Origin of the sequence: Brevundimonas sp. DS20, assembly GCF_001310255.1 — a bacterium.
GTDB classification, from domain to species: domain Bacteria; phylum Pseudomonadota; class Alphaproteobacteria; order Caulobacterales; family Caulobacteraceae; genus Brevundimonas; species Brevundimonas aurantiaca.
The window spans coordinates 3,235,131-3,250,191 of record NZ_CP012897.1 but is presented as its reverse complement, the minus strand read 5'-3'; the positions used below and the strand labels follow the sequence as shown (position 1 = coordinate 3,250,191).

Sequence of the window (15,061 nt, the reverse complement as noted above, 5' to 3'; positions counted from 1 at the left end):
CGTCCTCGAAACAGTGCCGCCCGTGGGGGGCGGACATGCTGCCTCGGGGCTATTTATGCGACACAAACCATACTTGTTGAGCACTTCGGTTTTGGCTGGAGTCCTAATCGTAGCCTCGGCTGCGGTGGCTCAAACGGCTCCGCAGACGCCCGCTGATGACGGCGCGACCAGCGAAGTCGAAGAGATTGTCGTCACCGGGAGCCGCATTCGCCGCCCCCAATACGAGGGAACCATCCCTGGCGCCCAGGTCGATCGTCAGGCGATCGAAGATCGCGGCTTCACCAACGCAATCCAGATTCTGAACGACATTCCGCTCGTAGGCCCTCCCGTTTCCGCGGTGTCGACCGGCACGGCTCAACCGGCCAACCTTGGCGCGCAGTATGTGGACCTTCTGGATATCGGGTCTTCGCGCACCCTGACGCTGGTCAACGGCCGTCGAATGGTTTCGAACAACGGCGGCACCATCTTCGTGGCGGGCAACGAACCTGGCAATCAGGTGGATGCGGGGACGATTCCTGCGGCCCTTATCGACCGCGTTGATGTTCTGACTGTGGGCGGCGCTGCCGCCTATGGCTCGGACGCCATCGCCGGCGTGGTCAACTATATCCTGCGTGACGACTTTGAAGGTCTGGACGTCCGCACTTCGATCCGTGGTTATGAAGGCGGGCAGGGTGAAACCTACTCCTTCGGCGTCACCACCGGCCGAAACTTCTTGGACAATAAGCTCAACGTCACCGTCGCGGCCGACATCTCCGAGACTGATGCGCTGTACTCAAAGGATTTCGACTTCCTGGGTAGAAACTCGGGCCTGTTCACCCAGCCCTATGGCGTGCGCAACCCCGCCTATACTCTGGGCGTGAGGCCATCGACGGCTCTAGGGGTCTTCCTTCCGGCCAATGCGGACGGGCTCTTCCCCAGCGTCTTCATTGACAGCTTCCGCTCGCACACGGCGCTGCCCGGCGGAACGATTTTCCGTGCGAACCCCGTGCGGACGCTGCAGCCCGGAGCGACGGCGCAAGTCTACGAAAATCCCTCCGCCGGCGGCGGCTTCAACAGCAACACGTCTCTGGGCTCGTTGGATGCGGCCGGATATTATTCCGGGAGCTATTTCCCTTCGGTCCCGAGCCTTTGTAATGCCGGCGCCTTCTCGGCGGCCCAAGCCCAGGCGGCGGCGGCCTCGAACGCCAGGATCTGTAACTTTGCTCCAGCCTCACTGCCGGGGACCACGGCGGCGCAACAGAATGCAAATGCGGCGCGGGTTTTCGCGGCGTATGGCGTGACGCCTCCCGCCGGCGCCACCCAGTCCGATTTGAACCGACTGGCGCTGGACATTTTGCAATCGCGGCTGCCGACGGCGCGGGAATACTTCCTTGCGAATCCCAACCTCGATCCGAATCTCTTCATCGGATCGTTCATTCAAGGTTATCCGGGCGTAGCCAGCGGCAACCCGCTGCTGCCGATCATCGCTCAGCCGCTGCGCTTCGACGCCAACGGCAATGTGGTGCAGTTCGCAGTTGGAGACCTGAGCTCGACCTCGCCGGGCAGCTTCGGCAGCGCCCCCGGCAGCAATCCTGATCTCTACAACGCATCCGACCGTAACGTTCAGCGCTTCAAGCAGCAGCGCTCGATCTTCAACGTCAACGCACGTTACGACATCACCGACAACATCACCTTCTTCACCGAAAACCTGTATTCGGAAATCACCAGCATCAACCCGGTGAACCAGCAGTCCGCCTTCAATTCTGTCGGCTCTGCGGGTATTGAGAACGGCGGTATCATTGTCAGTGTCAACAACCCCTTCCTGACGGCGCAAAATCGCGCTGATCTGGCCGCGCGTGGGATAACCTCTACTTTCGCTCTCTCCACCGATTTCTACGACATCTTCGGTGAAAACAACGAGGCGCGCGGCAAGTCGAAGACCTGGCGCTCGGTCAACGGCCTGCGGGGCGATTTCCGCGCCTTCAACCGCAACTTCAACTGGGACTTCGCCTATTCGACCGGCGGATCGGACTTCCGTTACGAAACCAAGTTCATCAAGGATGTGGAGTTCCTGCTCGCCATCGACGCCGTTGATGTCGGGGGCGTGACGCGGTGCCGCAGCCAAACGGCTCTCGGCGCCGGCATCGTCGGCACCAGCCCTCCCGGTCTGACCAACAACGTTGTGCGCGTCCCCTACGCCGTCAACGCCAATCCGACCGTGCCGGTCGTGGGCGATGTGCCCCAGGATCAGAACTATCAGCCGGTCGTGACCCAAGCCCAGGTCGATGCTTGCCAGCCGCTGAACCTCTTTGGCGTCGGCCGCTCCTCGCAAGCTGCGCGCGACTACATTCTGGCGGATACCTTCATCACCAATGAAGCCCGTCAGGATTACTTCCAAGGCACCTTCGGTGGTGAGATCATCCAACTGCCCGCCGGCGCCTTGGCGTTCGCAGTCTCGGGCGAGCATCGCAATGAAAGCCTCGTCTATAGCGGCGATACGCTCGGCCAGCTTGGGCGGTCACGTTCCGCGCCGACCGCATTGACGGACGCCGAGATCAAGACGACCGAATACGGCGTCGAGTTGAACGTGCCCTTCGTCAGCCCGGACATGAATATTCCCTTCATTCACCGACTGGATGTGAACCCCGCATGGCGCTGGGTGAAGCAGGAGGGGTCGGCCGCCGCGTTCCGTAACGCCAACGGCGTGTTGAATTCGCCGAAGTATGACGGTGACGTTCAGGACATCTATTCGATCGCCGTCAGCTATGCGCCCATTCAAGACATCACGTTCCGCGGCAACATTTCCCGCTCCGTGCGTCAGCCGGGCATTGTCGACCTGTTCCTCGGCAGCCAGCCGGCGTTCCTGAACAACTCGACCGACGTCTGCGGATCGACGAACATCGACTCGGGCCCGAACCCTGCAAAGCGCCGCGCGAACTGTGAAGCTCTGGTTCGGCAGCTCAACCCGGTTTCGAACGTCTATCAGAACGGCGTGATCGATCCGACCCTGTCGGACGCGGACAATACGGCGCGGGTCAAGAACTTCCTGTCTACCTTCGCGTCGGGCGTGCCGTCGTTCCAAACGATCGTCGCGGGCGAGCCGGGGCTGCAGCCGGAAATCGGCAACAGCTACACCTGGGGCTTCGTCGCTCAGCCACGCTTCATCCCGGGCCTGGTGTTCTCGGCTGACTATGTGAAGATAACCGTCAAGGGCCTGATCTCCAACCTGTTCGCCACGACCGCCAACCAGTTCTGCATGGACAGCAACACCTATCCGGACACGCGCCCTGACGTGAATGGTCTGGATCTGTGCCCCTATGTCGTTCGTGACTCGCAGTTCACGATCACGAACGGCTCCATCTCCGGCTTCTGGAACCAGGGTGGTATTCGCGTCCAATCTTTGAACCTTAACGCCGCCTACAACTTCGAGATCGGTGATCTGCTCGGCAACGGCCAGACCGATTTCGGCCGTATGGGTCTTCGTGCGTCGGCCTATCACCTGATCAAGTATCAGAGCTCGCCGAACGGTGAGTTCGACGGCACGACGACCTATTCTCAGGGCACTCTCGCTCGTCCGGATTGGGAGGTGCAACTGGGCGCCAACTACACCAAGGGCGATCTGCGCATGTCATGGACCGGCAACTGGCAAGATACGACCAAGGTGTATGCCGGTAACGGCACGCTGTTCCCGACGATCGACCAAGCGACCGTTCGGCAGTATCGTTCCTACTGGATCCATTCCGCCACGGTCGCCTATGACGTGACGAAGGAGGCGCGGGTCCAGCTGACGGTCGATAACCTGTTCGACACCGTCTATCCGGGCACCCAGTACGAGATCGGCGGGCAGCCGCAGAGCCTCGGCCGCACCTTCCTGGGGCAGTTGATCTATCGCTTCTGATCTAACGCCAGGAACCTCGACACGAGGGGTCAGCTTCGGCTGGCCCCTTTTGTTTTGAGCGTTGCCGCAATTGGGGCGTTGATCCAATCCCGACTCACATTATCGCCGTAACCATCTCTTAACCCTCGTGGGTGCAATCCTTAACGCGCTCATAACCAAGGTGATTCGGCGGGGTGTTCGCCTTGGGACGAGGGGCAGGGTCGGAAGGTCGGAAAACAGAATGTCGCTCTCATTGGTCAAGCCGCAACACACTGAACTGAAGCCCCGCATCGTCGTGTTCGGCGTCGGCGGAGCCGGCGGCAACGCCGTGAACAATATGATCGACGCCGGCCTGGAAGGGGTCGAGTTCGTCGTGGCCAACACCGACGCGCAGCACCTCAGCTTCGCCAAGACGGATCGCCGCATCCAGCTGGGCGAGACCATCACCCAAGGCCTGGGCGCCGGCGCCCACCCCGAGGTCGGCATGAACGCCGCCGAGGAATCCGCCGACGAGATCCATCAGCACCTCGAAGGCGCCCATATGGTGTTCATCACCTGCGGCATGGGCGGCGGCACCGGCACGGGCGCGGCGCCTGTCATCGCCAAATGCGCGCGCGATCGCGGCATTCTGACGGTCGGCGTGGTGACCAAGCCCTTCACCTTCGAAGGCCGCCACCGGATGCGCCTGGCCGATGCGGGCGTCGCCGAGCTGCAACGCTATGTCGACACCCTGATCGTCATTCCGAACCAGAACCTGTTCCGCGTCGCCAATGAACGCACCACCTTCGCCGACGCCTTCGGCATGGCCGACCAGGTTCTGCACTCGGGCGTGCGCTCGATCACCGACCTGATGATCCTGCCGGGCCTGATCAATCTGGACTTCGCCGACGTGCGCGCCGTCATGTCCGAAATGGGCAAGGCGATGATGGGCACCGGCGAGGCGTCGGGCGATGATCGCGCGCTGATGGCCGCCCAGAACGCCATCGCCAATCCGCTGCTGGACGAGACCAGCCTGAAGGGCGCCAAGGCCGTGCTGGTCAACATCACCGGCGGTCTGGACATGACCCTGCTGGAAGTGGACGAGGCCGCCAACGCCATTTCCGCCGAGGTGGACGGCGACGCCAACATCATCTTCGGCGCCGCCTTCGACCCCGCGCTGGACGGCAAGATCCGCGTCTCGGTCGTCGCCACCGGCATGGACGAGGGCGTGGTGCAGCGCGCCGAGCCCTCGGCGCCGACGGCCCCCTTGGCCGATCACAGCGCCCGCCGTTCGGCCGGCGGCCTGTACGGAACCCAAACGTCGCGCGCCGCCCCGGAGCCCGCCCGCGAGACCTATCGCGAGCCGGTCCGCGCCGAACGCGCCCCGGAGCCGCGCGTCGAGGCCCGGCCCGAGCCCCGTATCGAAGCCGCCCCCGTCGTCCCCAGCTTTCAGGCCCCGGCTGCGGCCGAACCCCGTCCCGAACCGGTGATCCGCGTCGCTGAACCGGCGCCGCGCACCCTGGAGCCGATCGTGGATCCGTGGGTCGAGGAGTATGAGACGCGCGCCCCGGCGGCCTCCGCCCAGCCGAGCCGCGCCCCGGTCGAACCCCAGGGCGATCTCTACGCCGCGCGTTCGCCCGAGCCGACCGCCGACGACTATGACGACCGCGACCATCGCCGCAGCGGCTGGAGCCTGTTCGGTCGGGGCAAGCGCGCCCAGCCGCAGCCCGAGCCGACCTACAGCCGCGCCCAGCCGCAAATGCGCCAGTCGGCCCAGCCCCAATCGGCGCCGGAGCCGGAAGCGGGCCAGGCTGACGATGACCTGGAGATTCCCTCTTTTCTCCGCCGTCTCGCCAACTGACCGCCGGAAAAACTGACCACCACGCCCCGAAGCCCGGCTTCGGGGCGTTTTTCGTTCCGTCCGTATCAGAACGAAACAATCCGAAACCCGACTTTCATTTTCCTGTTGCCGGCCAACCGTTAGACCGGGCCTGTGCCGCAGTCCGTCCCCATGGGCTGCGGCGGTAACGAAGCGAGTTTGCCTTTGCCGGTCCGGAACGACCATCAGGAACGCACCCTCATCGCACCGGCGATTATCGCCGGCGTTGGCGTGCACACGGGCCGCCGGGTCCGGCTTGCGGTGCGGCCTGCGCCTGCGGGGACGGGGATCGTCTTCGTGCGCACGGACGTCACCGACCGCGACAACCGCATCCCCGTGTCGGGCGAGGCGGTCGTGGACGCGCGGCTGAACACCATGATCGAGAATGCGGCGGGCGTGCGCCTGTCGACGATCGAGCACCTGATGGCGGCCTTCTGTGCGCTGGGCGTATCGAACGCCGTGGTCGAGGTGGACGGGCCGGAGTTGCCGATCCTGGACGGCTCGGCGCTGGAGTTCGTGCGGCTGCTGGACCGGGCGGGCTTTCGGCCCCAGGCGCTGCCCCAGCGCTATATCGAGATCCTGGAGACGGTTCATGTCGTCGAGGGCGACAAACACGCCGCGCTTCTGCCGTGCGACCGCTATGAGATGCGGTTCGAAATCGACTTCCCCTCGGCCGCCATCGGCAATCAGGTGATCGACTTCGTCGTGGACGAGGCGACCTTCCGCCAGGAGATCATGGCCTGCCGCACCTTCGGCTTCGCCCATGAGGTCGAGGCCCTGCGTCAGGCGGGTCTGGCCCGCGGCGGTTCGCTGGAGAACGCCGTGGTTATCGACGGCGACCAGATTCTGAACCCCGGCGGCCTGCGCATGGAACGCGAGTTCGTGCGGCACAAGGCGCTGGACGCCATCGGCGACCTTTACGTCCTGGGCGCGCCCCTGCTGGGCCGATACGAGGGCTACAAGGCCGGTCACGCGGTCAACAACAAGCTGGTCCGCGCCCTGCTGGCTGCGCCGCATGCGTGGCGGGAAGTGACGCGCGTGCCGGAATTGGCCCAGGCGGGGTGATACGCTTTCGCCCTCCCCGGACGGGGAGGGAGAGGGTAGGCGGATTAAGTCAGACCCCGATGACGCTGATCAACCGCCCGAAATCCGGCTCTCCGCGTTGGAACGCCCTGCGGTTGGAATAGAAGCGATCCGCGTCGGCGCAGGTGTCGTGGCCGGTCCAGACGGCCTGGCTGACCCTGGCCTGTTGCAGACGCCACAGGACGAAGCCGGGCAGGTCGAACAGCCGCTTGTCGTCCGCCGCGCCGGGCTTGAAGAAGCGTTCGCTGCCGGGGTCGTGGTGGACGAACCGCTCCTGGAAATCGACGCCGACCTCATAGCTGGGCTGGGCGATGCAGGGGCCGACGACGGCCAGGATGCGGCGCGGCGCGGCGCCCAGGGCCTCCATGGCCGAGACGGCGGACTGGACCACCCCGCCCAGGGCGCCCTTCCAGCCGGCGTGGACGGCGGCGACGATCCGGGTCTCAGGGTCCGCCATCAGAACGGGGGCGCAGTCGGCGGTCAGGACCGAACACAGCAGGCCGGGTTCGGCCGAGACGACCGCATCGCCCTCGGGGCGGTCGCCGCGCCACGGGCCATCGGCGACCCGGGCGACGGCCGAATGGATCTGATAGCAGCCGTTCAGATGATCGGCGTCAGCCCCGAAATGGGCCGCCACGCGGCGGCGGTTCTCGGCCACGGCGGCCGGGTCGTCCTTGGAGCCGACGCCGGTGTTCAGGCCCTTGTATATGCCGGTCGAAACGCCGCCCGCGCGGGTGAAGAAGCCGTGGTCGAAGCCGGCGGCGGTCAGCAGCGGATGGGTGATGGGGGCCAGGCTGGTCATCGGGTCGCTCATTGATCCCATCCCGGCACGATCAGCGAGCGGGGGGAGAAGATTGCGGCGGCCTTGAACAGGCGTCCCATCTGGTCCTCGGCGGTCAGGCGGTGCAGTTGGCGGTCGATGACGGGGGCCGCATCGGGGCGCCCCGTTTTCAACCGTTCTGCGCGGGCTTCGATCCCGAGACGGCGCAGGAAGTCGCCCTGTCCCAGGCAGCCGGTGACGTCGGCGCCGGCGCGGACGGCGGCCTCCAGCACGCGCGGGAAGTCGGCCCACTGAGTCAGGTCGGCCTCGCCGGGGCTGTCCAGCGGATCGACCTTCTGGTGGCGGCGCAGGGCCTGGAGCGTATCGCCGGCCTCGGGCCGGGCGCGGCCGTAGTCGATCAGCAGGGCGGCGCCCGAGGCGGCCTTCATCAGCAGGGCCAGGTCGCGGCCGAAGATCGCCTGCTGTTCGGAAATCTCGAAAATCTGACCCGGCGTCATGTCGAAGCCGGGCTTTTCGAAGCCGCCGGTGATCGCGGTCAGGCCGAAGATCAGGTCGTTGTCGTCGGTGACGCCGATCCGCCGCTCGGCCCAGCCGTCCTCGGTGCGGACGAACTGGCGGGCGGGCATACAGTCCAGCACCTCATTGGCGATCAGGACGACAGGGACGTCGGTCTCGATCTGGGTCAGGTCGCGCACCCAGCGCGGCGACAGGTCGGCGCCGGCCAGGGCCTTGGCCTGCAGATCACGCAAGGGGCCGCTGGGCTCGATCAGGATCAGGTCGCAGGCTTCCAGAAAGCCGGGAACCAGGCGCGCGGCCCTCAGGGCGTCGCTGATCAATGTCCCGTCGCCGGGGCCGACCTCGACCAGACGGAACCGCTCGGGCGCGCCCAGCCGGTTCCAGGTCTCGACCGCCCACAGGCCGATCAGTTCGCCGAACATCTGGCTGACCAGGGGGGCGGTGATGAAGTCGCCGCCCTCTCCCAGAATCGTTTGGTGGGCCGGTCGCGAGGCGTAGTAGCCGCCCTTGGGATCATGCAGGCAGCGGGTCACATAGTCGGCGACCGTCATCGGCCCTGTCAGGGCGATCTCGCGCGCCAGACGGGTCTTCAGGCTTTCGGCCGAAGTCATGCGGAGACGGGCGGCCGGTTCCAGGCGCGCCAGACCAGCCAGGCGCCGACCAGGATCATCGGGATGGACAGCATCATCCCCATGGTCAGGCCCAGGGGGAAGTCGGGCATGCCGTAGTCGGGTTCACGCACATTCTCGAGCGCGGCGCGGCAGACGCCGTAGCCGACCAGGAACAGGCCGGTGACATAGCCGGGCTTCTTCAGCAAATCGAACTTCCAGATGCCCAGCGACAGGATGGACAGCAGGACGATCCCCTCCAGACCGGCCTCATAGAGCTGGCTGGGATGGCGCGGCGCGTCGCCCGCGGGACAGAAGCCGTACATCTGCTGGATACGGGCGTTGCAGAAGCGGATGGCCCAGGGAACGGTCGTCTCGCGGCCCCACAGCTCGCCGTTGATGAAATTGGCCAGACGGCCGAACATCAGGCCGATCGGCACCACCGGCGCGACGACGTCGCCCAGACGCAGCATGTCGATCTTCTGGCCGCGCGAATAGAGGACGATGGCCAGGCAGACGCCCAGGAAGCCCCCGTGGAAGCTCATCCCGCCGGTCCAGAGCTGGAACAGCTCGAACCGTTCGCCCAGGGTCTGGCCCGTGAACAGTTGGGCGTACATGACCGGCTTGTAGAAGAGGGCGTAGCCCAGCCGGCCGCCCAGGATGATGCCCAGCACGATCCACAGCACCAGATCGTCCAACTGGGTCGTGCTGATCGGCGGCTTGCCCGGCGTCCAGAGGCGTTCGGTCTTGATCAGTCGGGCGGCGTACCACCAGCCCAGGACGATGCCCGCCACATAGGCCAGGGCGTACCAGCGGATCGGAAGCGGCCCGAGATGGATCAGGACCGGATCGAATTCGGGAAAGGGCAAGGGGATTTCCTATGCTGGCCAGTCTCTCGACGGGCGGTTTAGCAAGCGTCGCCGCCTACGTCGCCTGTGAAGACGCATCACGACGCCTTGATGGCGCCGCCGAAGCAGCAGAAAGAAAGGTTTCGTTCACCATAGTCGGTGACCCTCCGTTAACGACGTTCGAGTCGGAGCCCTTCGATGCAGACCCGCAATCCCCTTCTGGATGAGTTCGCCAAGCTGACGACGGGCGCCATGGGCCTGGCCCAGGCGGCCGGTGAAGAGGCCAAGACCGCCTGGCGCGCCCAGACCGACCGGATCGTCGCCGAGATGGACCTGGTCCGTCGCGACGAGTTCGATGTGCTGAAGGATGAGATCGCCGCCCTGCGGGCCGAGATCGCCGAGCTGAAGGCCGGGAAGAAGCCCGCCGCCAAGGCTTCGACCAAGCCCGCTGCGGGAACGTCCACAGATGGAACTCAACCCGGGGACGCAGCCGGTTGAGCCGAATCCGCGAACAGGCTTACCACTCTGTTAACGGCCGTGATTCTGGCGGCCGCAGCCCGAACTGAGAGACTTGATGGACATCGCCCGGCCCGAGGAAACGGACGTGCCCTTCGACCCGCTGGAGGTCGTGGAGCATGTTCTTACGGCCGAGAACCTGCCGTTCGACCGCACCGACGACGGTGATCTGGCCTTTGCGCTCGCAGGGGACTGGAAGGATTACGAGCTTTGGTTCGCCTGGCGACCGGAGGGCGACTGCCTGCAACTGTGCTGCGCCCTTGATCTGAAGGTGGCCAAGAGCCGCAAGACGGCCGCTCACGAACTGGTCGGCCTGATCAATCAGCGCACCTGGATGGGCCATTTCGAGGTCTGGGCCGAGGACGGCGAGATCGTCTTCCGCCATTCCCTGGCCCTGCCCATGGGCGAGCGGCCGACCCTGGCCCAGGCGGCCTCGATGATTGATGCGGCGATCGAGGCGGCGGACCGCTATTACCCCGCCTTCGACTTCATGGTGCGCGGAAACAAGAAGCCCCAGGAGGCCATAGAGGCCTGCCTGTTCGAGACGGTCGGCAACGCCTGATGCCTGATCGCCAGCCGGTGGAAGGCCCCCTTGTCCTGGTCGGTTGCGGCCGGCTGGGCTCGGCCATTCTGGAAGGCTGGCTGCTGAGCCAGACGGTCGCAGCCTCCGATCTGATCATCCTCACGCCCTCGCAAAAGCCCGCCGCAGAAGCCGCCCGGGGTCGAGGCGCGCGGGTCAATCCGCCGCTCGAGGTATTGGCCGAGGCCAAGGTGATCGTTCTGGCGGTCAAGCCGGCCCTGTGGCGCGACGTCATGACGCCGCTTCTGCCCTTCCTGGGCGATCAGGCGGTGATCCTGTCGGTCATGGCGGGCGTCACGGCGCCGACCCTGGCCGAAGGGATCGGCGGCTGGCCCATCGTGCGGGTGATGCCGACCACCGGCGTCTCGCGCGGACGCGGGGTCGCCTCGGTCTGGTCGGCCGATGATCGGGCGCGCGCCCTGGGCCGCGCCCTGTTCCAACGGACGGCGGAGACGGTCGATCTGGCGGACGAAGCCCTGATGGACGCGGCGACGGCCGTGGCCGGATCGGGCGCGGCCTATTTTTACGCCTTCACAGAGGCCCTGGCGCGCGCCGGGGAGGCGGCGGGACTGGACGCGGGCACGGCTGACGTTCTGGCCCGCGCCACCCTGCGATCCGCCGCAGAGTCGATGGGCGATGATCCCTTGGACGCCTTGATCGGCCGCATCGCCTCGCCCGGCGGCTCGACCCGCGCGGGGCTGGAGGCCATGGCGCGGGACGGCCGTCTGACGGCGATGCTGAACGACACGGTAGCGGCGGCGGTGCGCCGCAACCGCGAAATGGGCGCCTGAGACCCTTTAGAAGCGGCCGCGTTCGATCTGGTCGCCGAACCGCTCGAACGCTCGGTCGGCATCGCGCCAGACGCTGTAGCCCCAGACGTCGCGGATGTTCGGCGAGAAGTAGGAGAAGTCCACCGGCCGCGACTGGCCGTCGGCGGTGACGATTTCGCCCTTGATCGCGGCGCCGCCGATCGAGACGCTGCGGATGGGGTCCAGGCTCGGGTTCTGGCGGATCTGCTCCATGGTCGGCCGGTTCGGCTTCAGATCGTTCAGGACCAGATTGGCCTTGGCGCCGGGATAGCGTTGCTCCAGCGCCTTGCCCACCTCGGCCTGAAGGGCGGCGATCTGTTCATTGACTTCGCGATCGCCCAGTTTTTCGACCTGGCGCTGCAGGTCGGGGCCGATCGTGACGTTGACGTTCGGGTTCTGCGCCTGAGCCATGGCGGCGACGGCCAAGGTCGCGGCAAGCGGCGCAAGAAAGGCGAGTTTACGCATCGTGTTCATCTCCATGCCCTGTCCGAACTGAAGATGCGCCCTGGCCCCCCGTTTCGCTAGAGGGGGCGACGATGGAGGCCTGTCCGGGCAGGCGGATGATCGCCTTCAGTCCGCCCATGTCGCTGCGGTCCAGGGTGACGTCGCCGCCGTGTCCCCGCGCGACGTCCCTGGCGATGGCCAGGCCCAGGCCGACACCCTTGCGGTTCTGATTGCGGGATTCGTCCAGGCGCGAGAAGGGTCGGAAGGCTTCCTCATACATGTCTTCGGGAATGCCGGGCCCGTCGTCCTCCACCGCGATCTCCAGCCCGCCCGAGGCCAGGGCGCGGGCGGACAGCCGCACCCTTTCGCCGTGCGAAGCGGCGTTGCCCGCCAGATTGACCAGGGCCCGCTTGAAGGCCAGGGGGCGCAGCGAGGCCGTCAGCCCCTCCGGCGCCGCCAGCTCGACTTCGGCGCCGGCGCGTTTCGCGTCCTCGCCGGCCGTCTTCAGCAGATCGCGGATGGACACCGGCTTCGGCGGCTCGCCGGCTTCGCCGCGGGCGAAGTCCAGATATTCGTCGATCATATGCTCCATCTCGTCCAGGTCGCCGCGCATGGCGGACTGACGCTTGAACGGCGGGGCCAGGGCCAACTCTAGTCGAAGCCGGGTCAAGGGCGTGCGCAGATCGTGGCTGACCGAGGCGAGCAGGGCGGTGCGCTGGTCGATGTGACGCTGGATGCGGTCGCGCATGGACAGGAAGGCGGTCGCGGCGGCCCGCACCTCGCGCGCGCCGTGCGGCTTGAACCGGGGCACGGTCTCGCCTCGACCGAAGGCTTCGGCCGCGTCGGCCAGACGTTCGATGGCGCGGACCTGGTTGCGGATGAACAGGATCGCCACCCCCATCAGCAGGATGGTGGCGACGGCCAGCCACAGGACGAAGATGTGGGCTTGGGTCGCCACCGCGCGCTCACGCGGGGCGATGATCCGCAGCACCCCTTGCGGCTCCTGCACCTGAATGTCGACATAGGCGGGGTAGCGGGTGGTGTCGAACCAGTAGGGACGGTCCAGGCGGGCGTCGAGGGCCCGGTCCAGCACCCGGTCCACCACCCCGATCGGCCCGCGTCGCGTTTCGGTCGGCAGGGTGCGCCCCTCCTGCAAGGCGATCGACAGGGACATGGAGCGTTCGGCCCGGCTGGCCAGCCGCTCCAGATTGCGGGGGCTGGGGTCGTCCTCATAGCTTTCGACGGCCCAGGCGATGTCGCCCGCCAGCCCCTCCGACAGGCGCGCCGTGACCGTCTGCCAGTGGGCGTCGAAGAAGATCCAGGTCACCACCACCTGCATCACCAGCACGGGCAGGACGATGATCAGCAGGGACCGCCCCCAGAGGGAGGTCGGCAGGCGCCGCTTCAGAAAGCGCGGCCACAAAGGGGCGGGCAGCAGCCGCATGGGCGGGTCTCGGCCTCAGTCGGGGGCGAGCATATAGCCCACGCCGCGCACCGTCTGAAGATAGCGGGGGTTCTTGGGGTCCGCCTCCAGCTTGCGGCGCAGGCGGGTGACCTGAACATCGACGGCGCGGCCGGTGATGTCGGCGGTGTCGGGCGACAGGCTCATCCGCTCGACCGGCGCATGGGCGTGAAGGGCCAAGGTCTTCAGAAGTTGGGCCTCGGCCTCAGTCAGGCGCTGGGGCGCGCCGTCGCGGATCAGCTCCAGCCGCTCCATGTCGAAGATCGCCGTCCCCAGCTTGATCTCGCGGGGACCGATGGGCTTGCCGCCCGTGCGCCGCAGGATGGCCTCGATCCGCAGCACCAGTTCGCGCGGTTCGAACGGCTTGGACATATAGTCGTCGGCGCCGCGCGACAGACCCTCGATCCGGTCCTCAGGGTCGCCCCGCGCCGTCAGCAGCAGGACCGGCGTCTTCGAGGTCTCGGCCTTGGCGCGAACCCAGGAGGTCAGGTCCAGGCCGCTTTCGCCCGGCATCATCACGTCCAGCACGACCAGGTCGAACTCGATCAGCTCCATCATCCGCTTGGCCGCCGCCGCGTGGGCCGCCCCGGTGACGCGGTAGCCCTCGCGCGACAGATACTCCTTCAGCAGTTCGCGGATGCGGTCGTCGTCATCGACGATCAGCAGATGGCGGCCCACCCCCGGTCCCGCGATCGGCCCCGAGCGGCCGTAAGAGCGGGTTTCGGCCAGGCTCATGCGCGATTCTCCCGATCCCAGCCGTTGACCTGAGCGATTCGGGGAGCTCTAACAGGCAGACTTCTGTAGGAGACGTGTTTCAATGGCCTTCGTTCCTTTCGACGATCGTGATGGATGGATCTGGTTTGACGGCGAATTCGTGCCCTGGCGGGAAACGAAAACGCATATTTTGACCCATGCCCTCCACTATGGCTCGTCGGTATTCGAGGGTGAGCGTATGTACGGCGGCGAAATCTTCAAGCTGACGCCGCATTCGGAGCGCCTGAAGCGGTCCGCGAACCTGCTCGATTTCGAGATACCCTACAGCGTCGCTGAAATCGACGCCATCTGTAACGAAACCTGCGCCAAGAACGGTCTGACCGACTGTTACGTGCGTCCGGTCGCCTATCTGGGGCCGGAACAGACCAGCGTCTCGGCCCTGAACAACAAGGTCCATCTGGCGGTCGCCGTCTGGGATTGGCCCAGCTATTTCGATCCCGAGGTCAAGGCGCGCGGTCTGAAGCTGGAATGGGCCAAGTGGCGCCGCCCCGACCCGGCGACGGCCCCGACCACGGCCAAGGCCGCCGGCCTCTACATGATCTGCACCATGTCCAAGAACACGGCTGAGCGGAACGGTTTCGCCGACGCCCTGATGCTGGACTGGCGCGGCTATGTGGCCGAGGCCACCGGCGCCAACGTCTTCTTCGTCAAGGACGGCGTGCTGCACACCCCCAGCGTCGAGCACATTCTGGACGGCATTACCCGTCAGACGGTGATCGAGATCGCCAAGGCCAAGGGGATCGAGGTCGTGGTGCGCGACATCCGCCCCGAAGAGCTGTCGGACTTCTCCGAATGCTTCCTGACCGGCACCGCCGTCGAGGTGACCCCGGTGGCCGAGGTGGGCGACTACCGCTTCACCCCCGGCGCCCTGTCGCTGGACCTGATGGAGACCTACGGCAAGCTGGTGCGCCGCCAGCTCTGAGGGC

13 protein-coding genes are annotated in these 15,061 nt (G+C 66.2%); 7 read left to right on the top strand and 6 right to left on the bottom strand.

Annotated elements, in window-relative coordinates; genetic code table 11:
- Positions 1–76: 76 nt before the first annotated feature.
- The 3 genes from JL11_RS15945 (at position 77) to lpxC (ending at position 6,779) form a co-directional block, all read left to right on the top strand.
- On the top strand, positions 77–3,877 hold the full coding sequence (locus JL11_RS15945; RefSeq protein WP_194166977.1) for a TonB-dependent receptor domain-containing protein: 3,801 nt from the start codon (positions 77–79) through the stop codon (positions 3,875–3,877).
- A 220-nt stretch (positions 3,878–4,097) separates the two neighbouring features.
- Positions 4,098–5,696: a cell division protein FtsZ gene (gene ftsZ / locus JL11_RS15940; protein ID WP_054766519.1), complete on the top strand. Its 1,599-nt coding sequence runs from the start codon at positions 4,098–4,100 to the stop codon at positions 5,694–5,696.
- 183 nt (positions 5,697–5,879) lie between these two features.
- Complete coding sequence (gene lpxC / locus JL11_RS15935) at positions 5,880–6,779, top strand: UDP-3-O-acyl-N-acetylglucosamine deacetylase (protein WP_082382736.1); 900 nt, start codon at positions 5,880–5,882, stop codon at positions 6,777–6,779.
- Positions 6,780–6,828: 49 nt separating this feature from the next.
- Here the strand turns inward: lpxC and pgeF are convergent, their stop codons facing one another.
- From pgeF to lgt, 3 genes are read right to left on the bottom strand one after another with little or no spacing between them, the layout of a single operon-like run.
- Positions 6,829–7,599 (bottom strand): peptidoglycan editing factor PgeF, encoded by a 771-nt coding sequence (pgeF, locus tag JL11_RS15930; protein WP_054767038.1) that lies wholly within the window; start codon positions 7,597–7,599, stop codon positions 6,829–6,831.
- An 8-nt stretch (positions 7,600–7,607) separates the two neighbouring features.
- Positions 7,608–8,705: a class I SAM-dependent methyltransferase gene (locus JL11_RS15925; protein ID WP_054766517.1), complete on the bottom strand. Its 1,098-nt coding sequence runs from the start codon at positions 8,703–8,705 to the stop codon at positions 7,608–7,610.
- Positions 8,702–9,571, bottom strand: a complete 870-nt coding sequence (lgt, locus tag JL11_RS15920) for a prolipoprotein diacylglyceryl transferase (RefSeq protein ID WP_054766516.1) — start codon at positions 9,569–9,571, stop codon at positions 8,702–8,704. Before lgt ends, JL11_RS15925 begins: the two co-directional genes overlap by 4 nt.
- A 177-nt stretch (positions 9,572–9,748) precedes the next feature.
- Between lgt and JL11_RS15915 the strand changes: the two genes are divergently transcribed.
- The 3 genes from JL11_RS15915 to JL11_RS15905 all read left to right on the top strand — a co-directional run bounded on the left by JL11_RS15915 (position 9,749) and on the right by JL11_RS15905 (position 11,437).
- The gene (locus JL11_RS15915; protein WP_054766515.1) at positions 9,749–10,048 is read left to right on the top strand and encodes an accessory factor UbiK family protein; all 300 of its coding nucleotides are present in this window, start codon (positions 9,749–9,751) and stop codon (positions 10,046–10,048) included.
- A gap of 76 nt (positions 10,049–10,124) precedes the next feature.
- The gene (locus tag JL11_RS15910; RefSeq protein ID WP_054766514.1) at positions 10,125–10,628 is read left to right on the top strand and encodes a YbjN domain-containing protein; all 504 of its coding nucleotides are present in this window, start codon (positions 10,125–10,127) and stop codon (positions 10,626–10,628) included.
- Complete coding sequence (locus JL11_RS15905) at positions 10,628–11,437, top strand: pyrroline-5-carboxylate reductase family protein (protein ID WP_054766513.1); 810 nt, start codon at positions 10,628–10,630, stop codon at positions 11,435–11,437. Before JL11_RS15910 ends, JL11_RS15905 begins: the two co-directional genes overlap by 1 nt.
- Positions 11,438–11,443: 6 nt before the next feature.
- On the opposite strand, the gene JL11_RS15900 is transcribed toward JL11_RS15905, so the two are convergent.
- Genes JL11_RS15900 through JL11_RS15890 form a run of 3 tightly spaced genes read right to left on the bottom strand, consistent with a single transcriptional unit; the run spans position 11,444 to position 14,096 of the window.
- Positions 11,444–11,920 (bottom strand): hypothetical protein, encoded by a 477-nt coding sequence (locus JL11_RS15900; RefSeq protein ID WP_054767037.1) that lies wholly within the window; start codon positions 11,918–11,920, stop codon positions 11,444–11,446.
- A complete protein-coding gene (locus JL11_RS15895) occupies positions 11,913–13,343 on the bottom strand; it encodes an ATP-binding protein (protein ID WP_227975984.1) in 1,431 nt (476 codons plus the stop codon). The genes JL11_RS15900 and JL11_RS15895 overlap by 8 nt, the downstream gene beginning before the upstream one ends.
- Positions 13,344–13,358: 15 nt before the next feature.
- Entirely contained in the window at positions 13,359–14,096 is a 738-nt protein-coding gene (locus tag JL11_RS15890; protein WP_054766512.1) for a response regulator, read from the bottom strand.
- 82 nt (positions 14,097–14,178) lie between these two features.
- On the opposite strand from JL11_RS15890, the gene JL11_RS15885 reads away from it, so the two are divergent.
- The gene (locus tag JL11_RS15885; protein WP_054766511.1) at positions 14,179–15,057 is read left to right on the top strand and encodes a branched-chain amino acid aminotransferase; all 879 of its coding nucleotides are present in this window, start codon (positions 14,179–14,181) and stop codon (positions 15,055–15,057) included.
- Positions 15,058–15,061: the final 4 nt, after the last annotated feature.

Bases quoted from the DNA above. Each gene is read 5' to 3' on its own strand.
- ftsZ (WP_054766519.1), top strand. From the start codon at position 4,098: ATGTCGCTCTCATTGGTCAAGCCGCAACACACTGAACTGAAGCCCCGC.
- pgeF (WP_054767038.1), bottom strand. From the start codon at position 7,599: ATGACCAGCCTGGCCCCCATCACCCATCCGCTGCTGACCGCCGCCGGC.
- JL11_RS15925 (WP_054766517.1), bottom strand. From the start codon at position 8,705: ATGACTTCGGCCGAAAGCCTGAAGACCCGTCTGGCGCGCGAGATCGCC.
- JL11_RS15915 (WP_054766515.1), top strand. From the start codon at position 9,749: ATGCAGACCCGCAATCCCCTTCTGGATGAGTTCGCCAAGCTGACGACG.
- JL11_RS15910 (WP_054766514.1), top strand. From the start codon at position 10,125: ATGGACATCGCCCGGCCCGAGGAAACGGACGTGCCCTTCGACCCGCTG.
- JL11_RS15905 (WP_054766513.1), top strand. From the start codon at position 10,628: ATGCCTGATCGCCAGCCGGTGGAAGGCCCCCTTGTCCTGGTCGGTTGC.
- JL11_RS15900 (WP_054767037.1), bottom strand. From the start codon at position 11,920: ATGCGTAAACTCGCCTTTCTTGCGCCGCTTGCCGCGACCTTGGCCGTC.
- JL11_RS15895 (WP_227975984.1), bottom strand. From the start codon at position 13,343: ATGCGGCTGCTGCCCGCCCCTTTGTGGCCGCGCTTTCTGAAGCGGCGC.
- JL11_RS15890 (WP_054766512.1), bottom strand. From the start codon at position 14,096: ATGAGCCTGGCCGAAACCCGCTCTTACGGCCGCTCGGGGCCGATCGCG.
- JL11_RS15885 (WP_054766511.1), top strand. From the start codon at position 14,179: ATGGCCTTCGTTCCTTTCGACGATCGTGATGGATGGATCTGGTTTGAC.